This window comes from Rickettsia sp. Oklahoma-10, from assembly GCF_039954865.1.
Classification (GTDB): Bacteria; Pseudomonadota; Alphaproteobacteria; order Rickettsiales; family Rickettsiaceae; genus Rickettsia; species Rickettsia oklahomensis.
On record NZ_CP157197.1, the window covers coordinates 926,857 to 945,668 of the forward strand.

The following is an 18,812-nucleotide window of genomic DNA, read 5'->3' on the forward strand; positions in this document are numbered from 1 at the left end:
TATTATTACACTACACTCTAAACTCTTATTCCTTGATTTAGCTTGATCTCAGATACTTGCTTTACCGCACTTCTTATTTCTTTACCTATTTCTGAGCTTGGACTTACATATTGCATTACTTGTTTATCTCTTCCTATGGCATTTAAGTAATCTTCAGGGACTAGATGGCTTTTGCCTTGAAAATCATATACTACTATATCAGAAAATTTCTTATCACCAAGATTATAATTAGGATTAAATTTATTCTTCATAATTTGTAAATCTTTCTGTATCTTCTGCTCTATTGCTGCTATGCAAATCTTGTTACTGTAGAGCAGACAAGAATCTATACCTTTTTCTCTGTAGATTTGTATTGCGGTATTGATATTCTCTGCTGTGCCAAACTTTGCTAAAGCTTGTATTTGCTGTTGCTGCAAATTATTTAGTCCGTTATTATCGTTATTTACCATTTTTGAAAATAGTAATTCTATAGACTGAAATTGTGATTTTCTATCATCACTTGCTTTTAAGGATGATTTAAGTTCAGCTACATTGCTAGCTACTGTTAATTTTGCTATTTCAGGCTCTAGAAGATTTCTAATAGATTCTGCTCCTTGAGATTTTAGCACATCATTAAAATCTCCTGTCTCGAGTGGTCGTATTATTGCTACTGCTGCTCCTTTGCTAATTAATTCGTCCTGAGCCTTAATTATGGTACGAACTGATACTGCGTCTTTGCCGTCATTATCGGCAGCAATTATTATTCTCTCTCCTTTGATAGGCTCATAGTTCCTGATGTTATTTACACCTAAACTACAAAGAATTTTGCCTTTAATACCAGCTTCCCCAATGCTTAAAGCCGTCTCTACCCCTTCTGCTATAATCGTTATATTACTAACTGAATTATTGCCATCTTTACTGCTTTGTACATTCCTGCTTTGTACGTTCTGCTGTTCGTTATTTTTATTAATTTCAACAAAAGAACCTCTGATTCTACCAAATGAACGTTTATTAACTTCTATACTCGCTTTTGCCCCTGTTTCTTTATTTAAATAAATAGCTTGACCTCCGGTAATATTGCCATCTTTATTTCTTACAAAAGCAATTAATGCAGGATAATATTGTTTGCTATTACTGTCCCACATCATATTGGTTCTAAGATCATTACTTAGTTGGTATCTTGTTAATACTTCTTTAATTCCACGATGTTCTGATAAATATCTTTTTGCTACATTATTTGGCATAACATATTTTATAGAATCTGATTTTTCATATAATCCTATAGCTCTCTTAATTTTTGCTATTTCAGCATATTGCTCTGTTTGAGTTTTAATTTGTTGATTTTTGTCTGCTGCTAAATTTGCTGCTAGATCTTTACCTCCGTTGGTTGACATACCAACCATATCTTGTAAATATTTCTTAGCTTCTACAAAATCACAATTTTTTTCTCTTTGTACTAAGGTAAATAGATCTCCTCCCTCGCCTTTACTAAAATCATACCATCTGCCGGCTTTACTGCCATGTATCTTCATCACTATTTTGCCATCTTTCTCCCAGCGGAGTAACTGGCTATTTGATAAATGCTTATTTGGACTACCTAGTAAATTTCTTCCTATTTCTTCTGCTTTAAATGATAATCTTTGCTTTAATTCTACAGCTTCTTGTTTATTAACAGAATTATAATCTATTTTTTTCTTGACCATAATATCCTCTTGTAACTTAACACTTATTGTTGTATCTTGTTTATTACAATTCGTAAGGTTATAAGAAGAGCTTTTTTGCTCTTCTTGGGCTTTATGGCTTGTGGCAAAATTTGAGCTAGTGCTTCTTAGGATTTCTAGTACTTTAGCCGGTGGCTCTGACTTTACTTTTGGTTGGTAATAGTTATCATTACTATGTAATCTATCCTTAATATCTTCTACTATCCCTTTAAACCAATTACCTACTTTATCTATAATATTAGGACTCTTATTTTCTTGATCTTGAATCGCTACTAATTCTTCTAAAGTTTTAAAGTTAATGCTAGATAGCCTATTATCTATTTTACTAAGTTGTGATATTAAACTTGCTATATTTCTTGTACTGTCCTTATTATAGTAGAGTTTTACCTCTTCTATATGTCTAGTCATGGCTACATAAGAATTTCTGCTATTTCCTGCTAAATTATGTAATACATAGACATTTTTAATTGAGGCTCCTTGTGCTTTATACACTGTAGAAGCATAGCCATGTTTAAAGCTTACATCTTGAGGATTAAATTCTATTTCTTTCCCGCTATCTGTTTTAGCAATAAATTTATCATTACTTACTGAAGTTATCGTTGCAAATTCACCATTTTCTATTTGTAAATCTTTATTTGTACTTTTAAACAAAATACGATCTCCTGCCATATAATCTTCATGCTTTTCAGATGATAGATAACGTCTATATTCTTTACCGGTAAGTAAGCCTCTAGCTTTTAGTAACTCCCTGATGCCTTGATTAATACTATCTACTTCAGCATTACGCATGGTAATTATTAAACGCTCATTTAGAGCAAATTTGCTGTTGCTCCAATCATTAATTAATCTTGCCATTGATTCTTCTAGCGTATGATCAATCTTTAAACCATCATGTTGTGCAAGTAAACGCAAGCCACCAGTAATATCTGATCTTGCAAAGCATGAAGCCATTTCTCTTGCCCATGCTTTACTCTGTCTTCTAATTCTACTTAACTCATATGAGCCAAATTTACTAGCCAATACTGCAAACATTCCTCCTCGCTCAACGGAAGTGAGTTGTCTCTCATCTCCAGCCAGTATTAGATTACAATTGTTACTCCTTGCTACTTTTAGTAATTCTAAATAATCACTATTACCTACCATCCCTGCTTCATCTACTACTAGCAGGCTATTTCTTGGTAGATCAGCTTTGCCATTATATAATTTAAATAAAAATCCTTTTACTGTATAACATTGCCGGTAACCTTTACTTTTAAGCTCTGATGCTGCTTTATGAGTAGGACTAAGCCCTATAATATTTTGCCCATGATTAGTGGCAATTTTATAAGCCTGCACAAGTACTTGTGACTTACCGGTACCGGCTCTACCTTGTAAAATCCTAATCCCTTGATTATTAATTAAAATATGCTGTAGACTTTCTCTTTGTGCTTCATTAACACTTGCAAGATTATCGATAGCACTTTTAAGCTTAATAATATTATTAAAATGAATCTGGTTATTTACCTTATATGCTATTCTAAGTAACCTTAATTCTTCATCCCTTATGTCTTTAGTAGTATAGTATTTAGTATCCGTGCCATCTTCATTATATAGTTTTACCAGCCTATCTGAATTTAATACCTCCCTTATTAGTTTTGACTTTTCTACTTCTTCTGGAATCTCTTTTATTGCTTTTTCTATATCCAATTTAGTAAAAATAGCTTGATGACGAATAATACGATTTAACACTCCATCACTATTTTTAATAATTTCCAGATGAGCTAATTTACATATTTTATTTTGCTCAGCTATTTCATTGATAATACTTCGCATTCTAGTAGGACCAACATGCTGCTGAGGCATAAAACTTATCGGGTCTACTTGGATTTCTAAACCTAACTTAGCAAAATATTTATTGATTACTTCTTTAACTCTCTTATGTATTATTTCCTCCTCTGGGATAATGAATGCTTTGCCCTTAACTTTGGCAAATTTAGGATTTAAATCTACTGCCTTAGCTCCTAAAGATTTACCATCTTCTGTGAATCTTCTGGTAGTAACAAGCAAATGGGCATGCCAATTCTTATCTCCATCATGTGGCTGATGAATATCAATTTGAACTCCTAGACCATTCTTTACCCACCCCATCTCTTCGATTATTTCATGAGTAATGGCTATCCTATCATTTAAATCTAGCTCTTTATCATCAGGCAGTGCTATAACTATATCTTTTAATAATTGACTATTTTTTCTTGTCTCTAGACGTTCTACTTCATTCATCAAGACCCTTGGGTCTTTAAATCTTTTATCTACATAATTAGGCAATAATACTGCATGGTAAACATTATCGCCTTTTTTGCTAAAATTATAAGTAACGTTAGTTCTCTCATCTTTAATAATCAGCCTGGCATTATAGGCAGCTTTCAGGCAAGCATTTCCTCCTGAACTCCTACTCACTATTTCTATTCTTGCAAACTGTATTGCCATGATTCTTCTTATGATTATTACAATCCTGCATTACATTAGCATGAATGTTTTTCATCATCCATTGAATCAGCACAAATAAGCAAATAATAAACCTTCAGGTTTATATATTGCGTTAACCTCGCTCTAAAGAGCTTTGTTAAACCAAAACTTACGCTATGTTTGATATAATGCCCATGAATTAAGGGATATTATGAAGTGCTTCACTATAAAACATTGCTGTGTAATAAGAGTTTTTAGCATATTTGCTATAACATAGCGTAAGTTTTGAAACCTTTGTTGCTTACGTTCCTTAACTAAATATTTGTCTTTATTGATCTTAGTTTTGCTGGTTCGGTTAGGTATGGGGATTATCTTGATCTTGAATGGCTTTTTTATTCCATCACTAATCTTAGACTATGCAATCTTAGAGTTGTATCCAACATTAGTCTGTTTTAGAAAAAAATTTGTAGAATTTCTGTAGCACTTATAATTATGAAGTTGACTTCCACAATTTATTGATGATTCATGATGATTATAACAATAAAAAATGAAAACTATCTATATGGATAATGTCATAAAACGTAGATTGAAATTAGAACAAAAAAAAACTCAAATTATTACTGAAGAAGCAAGACTTAAAATTCAAGAAAGAAAAGCTCGTACTCGTCGTTTAATTGAAATCGGCGGCTTAGTTGTTAAAGCTAAACTTGATGATTTACCCACTAACAGTTTACTAGGAGCTTTTGTTTCTTTAAAAGAAAAATTAATACAAAATCCTAATATCCAAGATCACTGGACTAAAATCGGCAAAAATATTTTTGATCAAAAATTAAATAATTAACGTCCATTATCTTAATGGGACTGTTGAAAAAGTTTTAAGTAATTTAAATACATTATAGTAAAATAAATTAAAAGTTATACTATATATGCTTATTTATCAAAACTACAGTGGTTTATACAAACAAAATGACTACAAAAATACTTTTTCAACAGTTCGCTGATATTAATACACATAACACTTTCAGGAGTTTCGCATTTAGCAAAATTGCGTATCAGCTAAAAGCCATCCGATGGATAGTCCACTTTTCGCTTTTCGCATGTTCCGTTACGGCAATCCAAATGATGACAAAGATTCTCAAGTATCTGCTCATATGCAAGGAGTTGTGACATAGTCCAATTAAATCGACTCAAAATATTATAGGCATTATTGATGTTAATATTAATATAAGCTGTATTAAACCTATAATTAGAGAGTAACTTTCTTAATCTTGTTTCCTGTGTCTTTTTATATTCATCGTGGTTTGCTGTACCAAATTCTGCTATATTATGCATCTCTCTGCTACGTATTTGTATTTCTATATTACGTTTATAGATATTAATTATGACATGTAAGGAACGGTAGCCATTATCCTTAGGATTAGTAATATAGTCTTTAAACTTCTTTACATCAACAGAATAAATATTGTAAATAATATCTAATACTTTATAACAGTCTTCTTTTTTATTAACTATAATCCTAAAAGCAATTAGGTCCTTCAATTCTTTCACAGTGGTAGCTTTTTTAAATATCTTCTTTAAAACAGAACAAGGAGATTTTAATCTGTAATGTATTTCAGCAGCTATATTAGCTTTATATAGTTTAGTGCTAATAGCAGCTATGATATTATGTAAATCATTAGTATTTATACCTTGCATAATTAACATTTATAATAAATTATAATACGTTTGTTATAAAATAATCAGCTTTTGATCCCTGTAATTAACTATTAACTCCACATTAGTACACTAAACTCCATAAAGAGATATAACTCTTGGAACTTTACTTTTAAATTTATGGAGGGAAAAAGCTGATTATTTTACAGTAACTTAAGTACAATATTTAACTCCCTGACCTTACTAATTTGGTAGAATGTATTAAAACTTAAATTAGAATTATTACAACTCTTAAAAAAACAGTAAGTATTATACATAAGTAAAAAACACGTAGATATTAATGTAAAAATTTATCTATTAAAGACCTCTGAAAATAACTGAATTAAGTAGTCAATAATAAGAAAGAGATATTAATGAAGAGATTATAATCATTAAGAATTATTAGAATGGATATATTTACAGTTGTTGGAAGAGACAGATTAAGTAAAGATAATGTACTTAAGTTAGAACAAATAATTAACTGGAATCAAGTAAGTAATTATTTAAAGAACAGTAAACTGAGATCTGACTTAGAACCTGTCTTGAAAGACTAATTATCTAATTACATAGTACTTCAACATGTTACTTTTTTAGTACTATTTTATGTCTAAAAAATTTACATGTTTTAGCAAAATTACTGTTTTTTATATAGATTTTAAACTGTTTGTTATGAATTAGTGTATTATTGTTGTTATCAATCCACTTTCAAGACAGCCTCTTAGGCAGGATTGGTTATAGCGAGTGATTGTTATTTAAATGTATCCTATTAGGACAATTATATAATTTAACGTGAATAGCGAATTAAAATAAGTCAAGAATTAAGGAAAGAGTCGATAGACGGTTTGTTAGGTAGTAACTGGTAATTGATAAGAGAAGCGATCATGTGAGAGAAGGCATTTTTGACTGATCCATATATGACGATGTCTTTTAACCTTATAGAATAATAATAGTTTAAATAAATTAGATTTTATGGAAGATAAAGACTATGTGTCCGCAAGAAATATATGAAAAACATTTACGTGTAATTAACAATATTAGATTTACATCAAGAGAAATAGATGTAATAGCATGCATTATGCATGGGAAGAACATAAAAGGAGTAGCTAATTTTTTATCAAATGAGGATAAACAGGTTGAGACAAGAACTATTGAAAGTCATATTTCTAACATCAAACGGAAAATAGGAACAAATGTTCGAGAGGGCATTATAAACTTTATGGAAAAGTCCGATAAATATAAACTAATACAAAGTTACTATTTAAGTTTATTAATTCAACAAGAATTTAAAAAAAACTTAAAGGAAATTTTAATATTAACAAAGCCTTATAATATATCTTTTTTTATTGTTTTGCAGATGCTAGGAAACAATGATTTAAACTGGATGATTTATAAGATACGTAGGGATTTACAACTTGTAGGCATAACAGTTTTTATAGAACTGCGAGAATATTCTGATAATGTTCCTATAGTTCTCATGCATAAGGGGACACATGGCGAAGATAAAAAGCAATGTACTATCTATGTTTTATCTGTAAATAAAACTAATATACCTAAACGACAATCTATTGTTATGTCTAATGATCAGGATATATCTAAAGTATTTTTCCTTACAACACAGGAAAAACAAGGTTTAGAATTTTTACCTAAGCGAACTAATTTTGAATATATTAATCTTTCTCTATCCAAACAATATCATTTTATTTTTTTAGAAATTATCACAAAAGTTTTTTCTAATACAAATGTAGAGAATATTATTGTTAAGTTCAGGGAAAGATATAATAATATTATGTCAAATCAGACTAGTTTAGTTGCCCCTCACTCCTATTTGACAGACAAAAATATTCAAGCTAAAGTTAGGAATATTTATTTACCAATAGTTGGTGTATTGGTTTTGATTATTTGTGGTACTTATCTTTTAATATTTGACCCAGCTGTTAGAACAACGGTTAAAAGTCAAAAAGCAGAAATGCCTTACCTTAAACCACAAGAATCAATAATATTTCCTAAGAATGTGACTACTTGGAATATACCTAGACAAGATAACGTTTTTGTTGGTAGAGAAAAATTATTGAATAATTTACACAATAAATTACGTCAGAATCATACACCAGAAGGAATAAGTAATGTGGCAATTAGTGCATGTGCTGGACTTGGAGGAATTGGAAAAACACAATTAACTTTGCAATATGTCACGCACACAAAACATCCGTATACATTTAAAGCTTGGTTTCCTGCAGAGAACATTGATGATTTGTATAATAAATATATTGAATTCGCTAAGCTATTAGGATATACAGAAAACATCTATACAAAAGAAAACATTATCGCTTATGTTAAACAATGGCTAGTTGATAATCCAGGATGGCTTTTAATTTATGATAACGTAAATAACTATCGTGAAATTGCACCATTTTTACCAGAAACTGGGGGACATGTAATTTTAACAACTCGTCAACGTCATTGGCCAACAAAATTTTCAATATTGCCCATTGACGTCATGACAGAAGAAGAATCTATTAAAACAATAAAGACTTTAATACAGCGAAATGTGGCATTAGAAGAAGAAAATGCTATAAGGGAATTAGTAGAAATTTTAGGATATTTACCCTTAGCACTAGTACAAGCTAGTGCTTATATTAAGCAAAAACATATTGCTATTCCAGAATATTTAGACCTTTACAAGAAGTATGAATCAGAATTATTATCAGATAATTCTTTTTTAGAAGAGACAAATAATTATAGTTACCCAGTGGCAGTAACCTGGAACATTACCTTAGATGAAATTGTTAGAGATACTAGAATTAACAATGAACCACCAATAGCTATTGAACTTTTAATAGTATGTGCTTACTTAGCACCAGACAAAATCTCTCGAAAACTATTGCTTACATGGCTGCAAACTGCTCATCCTGATTTATCATCGCCAGAATTAACATTAAATAAACATATTGCTCTATTATGGCAATATTCCATGATCAATTATGATAACGATAATAATATTTCCCTCCATCGTCTAGTACAAACAGTTTTACGTCATCAGTTCGATAAGATACTAAATAAAAACAATAATATGTATCCTACCTTAAATTTAAGGTGGTTTGAATCCCTATTACAATTTTTTATAGATAATGAGCAAGAATTTAAACTAACTAATTCTTTTCAACAAATTATTGAAACTAGTCAGCACTTTAAAACTCAATTTCAGGATAAATATAATGAAAATCTTATAAAAATGGATTTGATGGTTGCTACAATCTACTATTATCAAGAAAAGTATACAGATTTTCTAAAGATACTTGATCAGGTTAATGCATATTTGCAGAAAATTGACGGCTTAGAAATGTTAAAATGTGAAATGCTAGCCTTATATTCAGCATATTTTTATAAAATCGGTAATTATCATGAGGCTGAAGAAAAACTAAATAAAGCATTTGATGAGTACAATAATATAAAAATAAATAATTCAGAAAAAGACAATGATATGAAAATATTGAAGGCAAGATTAGTGTATCATAAAGCCAATCTTGTCTTAGAGAAAAGTAAAAAAACAGATAAAACTAATATAAATACACTAGAAATAGAGAATGCTATTAAATCAATTCAAGAATCAATGATTTTATTTAAGGCAGCTAATAGAACTAAAGGTTTTTTATTATCAATTAGATTGTATGGACAACTACTTATTTTAACTAACCAAGTGGATAAAGTAATAATAGAGTTTAATAAATACAATAACTTAATTGAGCAAACATCTGATTACATGATAAAAATGCTTTTTTATATAACTTATTCAGATGCTTATTTTAGCAAAGGCGATTTCAACAAAGCTTTGGAATATTGTGGTAAAGCTAAACAACAAGCAGAGAAATTACATCTTAACAATAAATTAAATTATCTTAACAATCAAGAGAAAACTATTAAAGCATCACTGCAATAAAATTGAATAGCATTCTATAGTTAAGTAAATTCAATTAGGTATAATAAAGAGTATTAAGTCCGTCCGCTAAAACTTAAGAAAATATCGCTTTAGGCACTAATTCCCAAAAATAGTGCGATTTTAGAGCAAATTACTATGATTTTGATGGCTGATTTCAAATTTTTGTATCAAAAAAACACCATATTTTCCAAAACGCACTCAATTTTCCCATTGCGATTTTTTCTTATTTCCATAAGCTTTTGATATAAAACCCTTCATTTTTTTATGGATTTTACTATTACTTTTTGCCTTACAACCCTATTGCCTACAAGGCTTGTAGAGTTTTGGCGGACGGACTATTAAAGATATTTATTGCATAATAACAATTTACCGTTATTGTGGAGTAAGAGGAGAGAATGGGACTGTGTTATTATATAAATTTAATTTTTTGTAATTTGTAGTTATATTTAAACAATGTGTGTGTAATTGTCTTGCAACTTTTGGTATTTTGAGATAAGTAGCAAGAGCTAAGAAGACCTGTAAAGTTTCTAAAATTGTTTTCTGTTCTTTTTTATGGGTTTTAGCTCCTATTGTTTGTACATTATGTAGCCGATCAAATAACTTAATTAATAGCAACTCTTTTTTCTTCTGCTGATATAATATTTTAACCACTTCTGCTGCACTAATTTTTTTATCCTTTTTAACTCGTGTTAAATCTTCAACTTGACCTGCGATTTTATAGCCAAACTCTTTTACTATCATTTCTTTAGTAAGTAATGTATCTTCAATACAATCGTGCAATATGCTAGTTACTATGATATCTGTTCTAAATAAATAATCAGAAACCATGTATGCTACTTCTAAAGGATGTGAGTAATAGAATTCTCCTGTTTCTCTCTTTTGCCTGCCATGATACTTTTTAGCAAAATAAATTGCTTTTTTAATTTTATTAAGATCAACCATGTTCTTAGACATCTTATTAATAAGCATGATCTTCGTTAATAGCCTTTTACTATATCGGCAATTTGATAGATCTGTAATTTTTATTTTGTCTAGCTCAAGATCTATACCTTTAGGTAAATTTAACTTTCCTGTAATAGGATCTATAGTTTTTTGATGATTTTCTTGACTTCTTGCCATATATCCTTCCTTACTATAATTTACTTAAGTGTAGCAAGTGAAGTACAATAATCAAGAAAATCATCATTATTAGTTAATACATAATCATCAAAACCTTATCAATATCAACATTATGTATCATAAATCAGATCATCAAGAAGAGGTAACTTAATTGGTATATTACAGACAATAGTAGTACTTTTACCTTTTTCACTTGTTACTTCAATCTCTCCATTTAGCTCACTAATTAGACGCTTTACAAAACTTAATCCTGATCCAAGTCCATTATATTGCATAGCAACATCAAATTTATCAATCTTTTCATGAAGATGTTGCCTGATTTCTTTAGACAAACCAACACCACTATCATGCACCATAAATTGGAATACCATTTCTCTGTTTTGTTGTTCTGATTCTGAAACGGCTGGACTAATAGCAAACATGTTCACTGTTACCACAACTTTACCTTCTTTAGTAAAGTTAATAGAATTATCTATTAACTGCTCTAATATTGCCCCTATTCGATAAGTATCACTAATTATAGCATTTGTTAAATCATACTGAAAATTACAAGATAAATTTAATCCCTTACGTTGAGCTATTGGCATCGCTTTATCAATAATCTTATTTACCAACTGTTTTGGATCAAACTTATTAAAAACTATAGGAGGTAATCCTGAATTATTCTGTAAATAACTAAGTATATTGTTATAATAATCCAGTAATTCTTCAGCACAATTTACCACACTAGCTAAATAATCCTTTTTTTCAGGATGATCCTCTATTTCATAAAGGGCTGTTACTAATGAAAAAATCCCATTACATGGAATCTTTAATCCATGTACCATATTTTGCACCACATCTCTTTTAAATAACTCAGATTCTTTCAATTTATTATTTGCTTCTTGTAACTCTAATTTATATTTAATTATATCAGTATAATTTGTGATCGTCGAGTTAATGATATTCTCTTCTTGCTGATATGGTATTAATGTGACAGATATGGGAGATAATTGAAGATTCCAATTTGTTTTAGTAATATTATGATTATCTTTTGGTTGATTTTGATTATTAATTGTCATAGCATCTCCTTGCTGTTAAAGTTCAGAAAACAGCTCAGAGGTTAAAGTGCTAAAATTTTGTAGTTTTTAATTTAACCTCTGAACTAGAACTGCACCACGGCTGCTCTTAACAAGGACAGATATCCTAACTATTCCATGAAGTACAGAGGATTTAAGAGCTTTTTTGACAGATTTCTACACAATTTAATAAAGAGCTGCATAAATGAGACACAGCTAAATTACTATTATTTGTTAGCTCAGATCTTTGTCTATTACATACAAATCAAAACTAGTATTAATGATGTTACAGAAAACATCAAGAATTCCTTGAAAATCCCTTGTAATACAGTATTTTGCTGGCATTTAAACCTATTTTATACTATAATTTAGTATAAATATTTTAATAATAATTTCATGTCAGTAAAGAACTCAGATAAATCACAACCATTCCTACAATGGGTTGGTGGTAAAAGAAAAATTGCCGATCAATTAATTAAGTTTCTTCCATCAACACTGAATAACTACTATGAACCATTCCTTGGTGGTGGGGCTTTATTTTTTCAAATTAGAGATAAATTTAAACAATGCTATTTATCTGATATTAATCTAGAGCTAGTAACTAGCTATAACGCAATAAAGAAGAATCCAGATAAGGTCAGTAAACTATTAGACTCTCATAAAGAAAAACATTCCAAAGAGCATTATTACCAAGTTAGAAGTAATAATGATAGTAATGACCCAGCAAAAATTACTGCAAGATTTATCTATCTTAATAGATATTCATTTAAAGGCATTTACCGGATTAATATTGATGGGAAGCCAGCTCAAACTTTCTCTGGTAGAAACTATAGTAAATCTGATATTGCTTCTCGATTAAAACAGTGTAGTCAGCTTTTAGCTGACACATCTATTTGTGCTATGGATTTTTCTTTCATTGAACCACAACAAGATGATTTTGTTTATTTTGATCCTCCTTATCATAAATCAGGTGAGAAGTTTTATACCAGATTACCCTTTGATGAAAATGAGCAAACGAGACTTAAAGATTTTGCTACAGAACTCAATGATAAAAATGTTAAAATAATGGTTTCTAATAGTAATACTCCCTTTATTAGAAACTTATACAAAAATTTTAATATTAGTACTATTAAGGTTAAATATTCTATGCCTGAGCACAATAAAATATCTGATGAAGTAGTTATTACAAATTATCAATTACCACAATAGCTTAGTTATATTCAAACTTGATTAATTCAAAGCAATAATCTTGAGTCTTAAAAGCTTCTTCTAGATCTTGCATATGACGATTTCTAACATAGTAATCATTAAAAGCCGTTGTTGATTTAAGGATTACCTTGTTGTTGACTATATCTTCCTCTACCACTACTAATTTACTTAATACCCCAAAATCAATATATTGGTTATAACGTTCAATAAGAAATTTCCGTGCCCTGTACCATATTGAATTAGGATTTAATTGCTTGCTAAGCTGCAATAGGTAATTTTGTTTTTCATCTTCAGTATTATTATGCTTAGCTTCAAGCTCAGCAAATGGTATGATTTGTAATTGCCCAATATTACTGCCATAGATCATTCGTACTTGCTGTAGTATTTTATCTTGGCTATGTTCTGAAAGCGTAATGTTTTTAAGCAATTTTATTTGATAGCTATTACCTACTACCCCAATAAAGTAGCAAGAACTTAGTAATTCATAAGCTGTATCAGGATCAAAACTACCAACAATTTTACGTTTTAGCTGAGCTTGCTTGCTAGTATCAAGGCTACTTTCTATCTTATCTAGATGTCGGTCTTTGGCTTTGTTTACATCGCTAGATTTAAACTGAAATGTAGTGCTGTTGGCTTTAGTAGTTTCTCTGAGCTCATGAGCTAAAGCTTTAGCCATATAGTTCAGTAGGACTTTCTTATGACCAAAATGATATTCTGGATATTGTTCTGCTAGCTTCAATAAGAGCTTATTGATGAAATTAAGATTAAATTCTCGATTTGATTTTACCTGTAATAAATCGGCCTCTTCTTGAGTTAAGGGATGGAAATCTATTAATTTTTTTCTTTTGAACCAGCCTTTATTCTTTACAGATTCTACTGCTGAATCATTATTAGCTGGTGATGCTATTTGCTTACATCTTGCCTTATCCACCTTATCAAGCACTGCTTGCAATGCCTTATTAATCTGTAATGGACCAACGATAAAATCACTTTTGGCTGTTTTGGTATTTTCACTCTCTTGCTGATTATTAGCCGATCTTGTTGTTGCGAATTTTAACTCTTGTGCAAGCTTTTGTTGTTGTGAATATTGTAGTAATTGTTGATTTTGAACAGTTTCATTTTGTTCATTTTGAAAAATTATAGATTTGCTATATCTAGATTTATTAGATATATTTTTATTATTATCTATATATATGTACTGGTCCAAACTTTTTTGGGGTTGAGGCAAAATTTCTTTGGGTTTCACCCCAAATTTATTTTGAGTTAAGCCCAAATTTTTTTCATTTTCATTGAGAATTTTTTGAGAAAATGGCTGGAAATTTCTAGCCAGCTTAATACAAGGAGTATTGCGGCATTTAATACCATATTTAATAATAGTTGCTTTATAAAACTTAATGAAACCACTCTTTTCTAATTCAATTAGGCACTGTCTGACACGTTCTTGACAAACTCCTAAGTGTTCTTCAAAGAAATGATAGGTTTCCTGAAGTTCGTCGATACTATTGTTATAGTAGATTTGCAAGCGGAAGACTATTAGAGATAGGAGTTGTCTTGAGGTTTTACTTAAAATTTTACCATTACTAGAGGATAGGTTACTCCATTCAGGAGGAATAAAATTACCAACAAAATTGTAGAAAATGATTGAATTTTGATTACCATGATCATGTGTTACACAATCATTAGTAAAATGTGATGAGCATATAGTGTGCATAAGACCTCAACTTAAACATCAGGTTTAGTCAAGGTAGTAAGAGAATTAGAGTACCATTTTTAAAAACGCGATGAGCATATAGTGAGCATATGGAGTAGGGAGGTAAAATTAGTAGATTACAAAAAGCTTGACTGTATGCTGGTGGGTGATAGTGGACTCGAACCACCGACCTTTACGATGTCAACGTAATACTCTAAACCAACTGAGCTAATCACCCTTATAATTTTTAAGTTCTAAATTTATTGCATAATGTACTAGATTTCAAGCTTTATTTCTATTATTTATAATATTTTTTATTATTTTGAAATCGTGGTAAAGACTAGAATCAAAACCCGATTTCTATCATTATAGTCTATAATTTTATGATAAATTTAAAAACTAAAGCCTTTGATTTTTCTAAAAATTTTACTATTGCTCTTGACGGTCCTGCTGCTTCAGGTAAAGGGACTATCGGTTTAATGCTTGCAAAGAAATTTTCTCTTAAATATTTTCAGTCAAGTATTGTTTATAGGCAGCTTGCTTTTAACTGTATTAGTCAAAAAATAGATATAGTTGATATAAATGCAGTAATTGTTTTATCCAAAAGATTAAAAATCGATAATAATCTTGATTTAGAGAATGAAAATATAGGAGATATAGCATCGCAAATTGCCGTAATAAGTGAAGTTAGAAATAATCTAAACAAATTTTTGATTAATCTAGTAAAAACAACACCAAGAATTATTATTGAGGGTAGGGATATAGGAACCGTTGTTGCACCTGATGCTGATTTTAAAATTTTCATAACTGCAAATCCGTACGTCAGGGCTGAAAGACGATATAAGCAGTTGCAAGCAAACGGAAAAGCATGTATACTCGATGAGATTTTACGGCAAATAATTTTGCGAGATAAAAGAGATAAAGAGCGAAAAGCAGCGCCATTATTACCCGCTTCAGATGCTTTAATTATCGATACTTCAAAGCTTTCAGCTATAGAAGTCGTAGAAGAAATAACACATTATATAGCAAAGAATAAAATAGCTTAATAAAGTGCTAGGTTATTTTATTCAATTTTATTGGTATTGCCAAATAAGAAATAATAAGGATTGCTTAGTCAATTACTTCATAATTTTCCTTGCAATGACGTAGTTTTTTAAAACCTTCAATATTTATTTTACAATATCATTTTATTAACCTTTTTAAAAATTTTTATTAGTTTAGCACTTTAGCTAATATTACGAGAAAAATATGTCAATAAAACTAAAACAACGATTTGTTCCACAACTTGCAACAATTAAACACAAACTTGAAGAAGATTTTTCTAAAATGCTTGAAACCGTTGATACAAGTCATATAAAAGAAAAAACGGTAGTTAAAGGTCAAGTAATTGAAATAAAAAACGATATGGTTATTGTTGACGTTGGATTAAAAAATGAAGGTAGAATACCTAAGTATGAATTTTTATCTTTACCTGAAGTTGGGGACGTAGTTGAAGTTTACATCGAGAAAATTGAGGGACGTAACGGTAAAACAATATTGAGCCGTGAAAAAGCAGTTAAAGAAGAATTATGGGGACAACTAGAAATTATGTGTTCTAAGGGCGAATTTGTCGACGGCACGATTTTCGGTCGCGTAAAAGGAGGGTTTACAGTAGATTTATCAGGTGTAGTAGCATTTTTACCGGGAAGCCAAGTTGACGTTAGACCTATTAAAGATCCTATTTCTATAATGAATATCAAGCAACCGTTTAAAATTTTAAGCATGGATAAAAAGCTTGGTAATATAGTAGTTTCCAGAAGAGCCATCTTAGAAGAGTCACGTTCTGAAGCTAGAGACGAGATGTTATCTAAAATTAAAGAAGGAATGATTTTAGAAGGCAGCGTAAAAAATATTACTGATTATGGTGCATTTATCGATCTTGGAAGCGTTGATGGTTTATTGCATTTAACCGATATTTCTTGGGGAAGAGTTAACCATCCTTCAGAAGTGTTAGAATTTAACCAAAAGGTTAAAGTAATGGTTATTAAGTTTGATGAAAAAACTAAAAGGATCTCACTCGGTATAAAACAACTTGATTCTAACCCATGGGCAGCAATTAAAGAAGAATTTCCTGTCGGTAAAAAAATGACTGGTAAAGTTACAAATTTTGCTGATTACGGTGTATTTATAGAATTAAAGGATGGACTTGAAGGGCTTGTACATTCAAGCGAAATTAGTTGGTTAAAATCTAATCAAAATCCTAGAAAAACGCTTACTATAGGACAAGAAGTAGAATTCGTAGTTTTAGAGGTTGATACCGAAAAGCATCGTGTTTCTTTAAGTATTAAACAATGCCATGAAAATCCTTTAATACAATTTGCTAAAAATAATCCTGTCGGTACTGTCATTAAAGCACCTATTAGAAATATTACAGATTTTGGTATTTTTGTTGCACTCGGTAATAATATGGACGGTATGATTCATGAAGGTGATATTAGCTGGGAAGATAAGGGAACTAACCTGCTAAAATCATATAATAAAGGCGATGAAATAGAATGTAAAGTTTTAGCTATTAATATTGAAAAAGAACAAGTTAGTTTAGGTATAAAACAATTGTCACAAAATCCATATCAAGAAATCAATGATGAATATAAGAAAGGTACAATAGTTAAAGCTCTTATAACAGAAATTAAACATGATGGACTCGAAGTACTATTAAACAATAAAATAGCAGGTTTTATTAAAAGAACTGAATTGTCAGATGAAAAAGATGAGCAGAAACCTGAAATGTTTAAAGTCGATGAAGAAATAGATGCAAAAGTTACTTCTATCGAGAAATCAACTGGTAGAATTTTATTATCAGTAAAAGCCTATAAAATAGCAGAATGTCAAAAAGCTCTCAAAGAATATGGTTCTAGTGATAATACTACCAATATGGGAGATATACTTGTGAATGTTTTAGAAGATAAGAAGTAAAATTTAATCTTTCTTAGGTCCTGTCCTATACTTGGCCCCGCCCCGTAGTAAATAAATCACGGGATGACAAATACTATAATAATTTAATTAATTTCAGGAGCAAATATTAATGTCGTATGTACCGATAGTAATTGAACAAACATCACGCGGTGAGCGTGCTTATGATATATATTCAAGATTGTTAAAAGAGCGCATAATCTTTGTATGTAGTACTGTTGAAGATCATATGGCAAACTTAATTGTTGCGCAATTATTGTTTCTTGAAGCAGAAAATCCTAAAAAGGATATATATATGTATATCAACTCCCCTGGGGGTGTTGTAACTGCAGGTCTTGCTATTTACGATACAATGCAATATATAAAACCTAAAGTGGCTACACTATGCATAGGTCAAGCTTGTTCTATGGGTTCATTTTTACTTTGCGGGGGCGAAAAGGGAATGCGTTATAGTTTACCTCACAGCCGTATTATGATCCATCAACCGTCAGGAGGTTATAAAGGACAAGCTACCGACATAGAAATTCATGCTCAAGAAACTATAAAAATCAAAAGGTTACTGAACGAATTATATAGCAAACATACTGAACAAGATATAAAATATATTGAAAAAAGCATGGAACGCGATAATTTCATGTCACCGAAAGAAGCAAAAAAATTTGGGATAATAGATAATATAATTTCTTCTAGAGATTCTATGAAAGTATGAAAGATTTTAATAGATTTAATTTGATTCTTATAGTATAAGAAATTCATTGGGGTCATAGCTCAGTTGGTAGAGTATTTGAATGGCATTCAAGAGGTCGGGGGTTCGATTCCCCCTGGCTCCACCATATAAAGCGGTAAAATCTAGAGGAACCGAGTTTGATCCATCATAAAAAGCTCTATAATATATATTATGGAAAATAACACTTGGTGCATTCGATTGGATTTGAACCAACGACCTTTGCCTTCGGAGGGCAACACTCTATCCAACTGAGCTACGAATGCCGAAATGACATTTGCCGAAA

General features: G+C 30.4%; 12 protein-coding genes, 3 tRNA genes and 1 pseudogene. 8 read left to right on the forward strand and 8 right to left on the reverse strand.

What is annotated here, in order from left to right; translation table 11 throughout:
• Positions 1-17: 17 nt before the first annotated feature.
• Positions 18-4,166 carry an AAA family ATPase gene (locus AAGW17_RS04175; protein WP_037214301.1) on the reverse strand — a complete coding sequence of 1,383 codons (4,149 nt, stop codon included), beginning with the start codon at positions 4,164-4,166 and terminating at the stop codon, positions 18-20.
• Positions 4,167-4,692: 526 nt separating this feature from the next.
• Between AAGW17_RS04175 and AAGW17_RS04180 the strand changes: the two genes are divergently transcribed.
• Positions 4,693-4,986 carry a conjugal transfer protein TraD gene (locus tag AAGW17_RS04180; RefSeq protein ID WP_008579929.1) on the forward strand — a complete coding sequence of 98 codons (294 nt, stop codon included), beginning with the start codon at positions 4,693-4,695 and terminating at the stop codon, positions 4,984-4,986.
• Positions 4,987-5,201: 215 nt separating this feature from the next.
• On the opposite strand, the gene AAGW17_RS04185 is transcribed toward AAGW17_RS04180, so the two are convergent.
• The gene (locus tag AAGW17_RS04185) at positions 5,202-5,849 is read right to left on the reverse strand and encodes a bifunctional (p)ppGpp synthetase/guanosine-3',5'-bis(diphosphate) 3'-pyrophosphohydrolase (protein WP_008579930.1); all 648 of its coding nucleotides are present in this window, start codon (positions 5,847-5,849) and stop codon (positions 5,202-5,204) included.
• A gap of 395 nt (positions 5,850-6,244) precedes the next feature.
• Here AAGW17_RS04185 and AAGW17_RS04190 point away from each other — a divergent pair, with 395 nt between their 5' ends.
• On the forward strand, positions 6,245-6,391 hold the full coding sequence (locus AAGW17_RS04190) for a hypothetical protein (protein ID WP_008579931.1): 147 nt from the start codon (positions 6,245-6,247) through the stop codon (positions 6,389-6,391).
• Between the two features lie 257 nt (positions 6,392-6,648).
• On the opposite strand, the pseudogene AAGW17_RS05305 reads toward AAGW17_RS04190, so the two are convergent.
• Positions 6,649-6,744: pseudogene (locus AAGW17_RS05305) on the reverse strand (IS982 family transposase); the annotation flags it as partial.
• Positions 6,745-6,822: 78 nt separating this feature from the next.
• Here AAGW17_RS05305 and AAGW17_RS04195 point away from each other — a divergent pair.
• Entirely contained in the window at positions 6,823-9,774 is a 2,952-nt protein-coding gene (locus AAGW17_RS04195) for an NB-ARC domain-containing protein (protein WP_008579932.1), read from the forward strand.
• Between the two features lie 372 nt (positions 9,775-10,146).
• Here AAGW17_RS04195 and AAGW17_RS04200 read toward each other — a convergent pair whose 3' ends face one another.
• Together AAGW17_RS04200 and AAGW17_RS04205 are read right to left on the reverse strand one after the other, a co-directional pair.
• On the reverse strand, positions 10,147-10,893 hold the full coding sequence (locus AAGW17_RS04200; RefSeq protein ID WP_008579933.1) for an HD domain-containing protein: 747 nt from the start codon (positions 10,891-10,893) through the stop codon (positions 10,147-10,149).
• 110 nt (positions 10,894-11,003) lie between these two features.
• Positions 11,004-11,954: a sensor histidine kinase gene (locus tag AAGW17_RS04205; RefSeq protein WP_008579934.1), complete on the reverse strand. Its 951-nt coding sequence runs from the start codon at positions 11,952-11,954 to the stop codon at positions 11,004-11,006.
• Positions 11,955-12,347: 393 nt separating this feature from the next.
• Here AAGW17_RS04205 and AAGW17_RS04210 point away from each other — a divergent pair, with 393 nt between their 5' ends.
• Entirely contained in the window at positions 12,348-13,160 is an 813-nt protein-coding gene (locus AAGW17_RS04210) for a DNA adenine methylase (protein ID WP_011477104.1), read from the forward strand.
• 1 nt (position 13,161) lies between these two features.
• Here the strand turns inward: AAGW17_RS04210 and AAGW17_RS04215 are convergent, their stop codons facing one another.
• Positions 13,162-14,871 (reverse strand): hypothetical protein, encoded by a 1,710-nt coding sequence (locus AAGW17_RS04215; RefSeq protein WP_008579937.1) that lies wholly within the window; start codon positions 14,869-14,871, stop codon positions 13,162-13,164.
• Between the two features lie 139 nt (positions 14,872-15,010).
• Positions 15,011-15,088, reverse strand: a tRNA-Val gene (locus AAGW17_RS04220).
• A 145-nt stretch (positions 15,089-15,233) separates the two neighbouring features.
• Between AAGW17_RS04220 and cmk the strand changes: the two genes are divergently transcribed.
• The 4 genes from cmk to AAGW17_RS04240 all read left to right on the forward strand — a co-directional run bounded on the left by cmk (position 15,234) and on the right by AAGW17_RS04240 (position 18,635).
• On the forward strand, positions 15,234-15,896 hold the full coding sequence (gene cmk, locus AAGW17_RS04225) for a (d)CMP kinase (protein WP_347938774.1): 663 nt from the start codon (positions 15,234-15,236) through the stop codon (positions 15,894-15,896).
• A 202-nt stretch (positions 15,897-16,098) separates the two neighbouring features.
• Complete coding sequence (locus AAGW17_RS04230) at positions 16,099-17,805, forward strand: 30S ribosomal protein S1 (protein WP_347938775.1); 1,707 nt, start codon at positions 16,099-16,101, stop codon at positions 17,803-17,805.
• 109 nt (positions 17,806-17,914) lie between these two features.
• Entirely contained in the window at positions 17,915-18,511 is a 597-nt protein-coding gene (gene clpP / locus AAGW17_RS04235) for an ATP-dependent Clp endopeptidase proteolytic subunit ClpP (protein ID WP_347938776.1), read from the forward strand.
• Positions 18,512-18,559: 48 nt separating this feature from the next.
• A tRNA-Ala gene (locus AAGW17_RS04240) sits at positions 18,560-18,635 on the forward strand.
• A gap of 80 nt (positions 18,636-18,715) precedes the next feature.
• Here the strand turns inward: AAGW17_RS04240 and AAGW17_RS04245 are convergent.
• Positions 18,716-18,792 (reverse strand) — tRNA-Arg (locus AAGW17_RS04245).
• Between the last annotated feature and the right edge of the window lie 20 nt (positions 18,793-18,812).